We start from the raw sequence: 1469 nt of genomic DNA on the forward strand, positions 1-1469 counted from the left end.
CCGCGTGCCAGGCCGGCGCCACTCACGTACAACTCGCCGACCATTCCCACGCCCACCGGATTCAGACGGCCATCCAGTACGTATACCCGCGCGTTCCAGATCGGCCGGCCGATGCCGGGCTGTCCGATCCCGGTGAGCGGCCGGCTCATGGTGGCGCACACGGTCGTCTCGGTGGGGCCATAGGCGTTGATCAGACGGCGGTCGGACCAGATGCCGGCGGTCTTCTCGGACAAGGCTTCGCCCGCCGCGATCAGTGTCCGGAGTGTGCCGTGCTCGGCCGGGTCGAGCACGCCGAGCACTGCGGGCGGCAGGGTCGCGTGGGTCACCTCGTGCCGTGCGATGAGCTCCGTGAGACCGGGGCCGGGGAGCATGCCGTCGGGCCGCAGGACGAGTGAGGCGCCAGAAAGCAGGGCCATGGCGATCTCGGAGACGGACGCGTCGAAACTCAGGGACGCGAACTGCAGGACACGGCTGGCGGCGTCCACCCGGAAGTGGTCGATCTGCGCGGCGGCGAGAGAGGCGAGACCGGCGTGCTCCAACATGACGCCCTTCGGGGTTCCGGTGGAGCCGGAGGTGAAGATGACGTACGCGAGCTGGGACGAGGTCAGCCGGCCGCCGCGCTCGTCGTCCGTGAGGTCGCCCCCGGGCCGGGCCGTGATGGTCTCCTCGGTGCGCGGGTCGTCGATCACCACGATGCTCGGGACAGCTTCTGCGGCGTCCGGGCTTCCGTCGTGACCGCGTGCTGCCAGGGCCTTCTCCAGCAGCGGCGCCGAGCCGGACAGGGTGAGGACGGCGACCGCGTGGGTGTCCTGGACGAGCTGGGTGATCCTGGCGGCCGGGAGGCCGGGATCAACGGGCAGGTAGACGGCTCCGGCCTTCATCACGCCGAGTAGTGCCGCCAGCGCGTCCACGGACCGTGGCAGGGCGACGGCGACGACGTCCTCGCGCCCGCCGCCCAGGGCCCCGAGGTGCCGTGCGAGGCGGTTGGCGCGTTCGTTCAGCTGCGCGTACGTGGTGTCGACGGCCCCGCGTACGGCGATGGCCTGCGGGGTACGGCGCACCTGCTCCTCGAAGAGTGCGGGCAGGGGCCGGGAGTCCACCTCCTGACCGGTGTCGTTCCAGAGCCGCACGACGGATTCGAGCTCGGGTGCGTCGAGCAGGTCGAGGTCGGTGATCCGCCGCTCCGGGGCGCCGATGGCGGCGCGCAGCAGGCAGCACAGCCGGACGCCGATGCGGCGGACGGTCTCCGGGTCGAAGAGGTCCACTGCGTATTCGAGGGCGCCGTCGATGCCCGCGGGGGTTCCGTCCTCGGCCTGTCGCTCCCGGAGGTGGAAGCTCAGGTCGACCTTCGCGGTGCCCGCGTCGGTCAGGTCCTCGTCGATGTGGGTGGTGAGGTGCGGGAGGGTGAGGGGCGGTCGTTCGGTGCCGTCGAAGTTGAGGACGACTTGGAACAGGGGGTGGTGGGATGC

Annotated in this window: 1 protein-coding gene; it reads right to left on the reverse strand. The window is 71.3% G+C overall.

Annotation, left to right across the window (positions count from 1 at the left end):
* Positions 1–1469: AMP-binding protein (locus ACFW2Y_RS35845; protein WP_384887937.1), on the reverse strand; the 1469-nt coding region annotated here is incomplete at both ends.

It is taken from the genome of Streptomyces sp. NPDC058877 (assembly GCF_042742855.1).
In the GTDB taxonomy this organism is placed as follows: Bacteria; Actinomycetota; Actinomycetes; order Streptomycetales; family Streptomycetaceae; genus Streptomyces.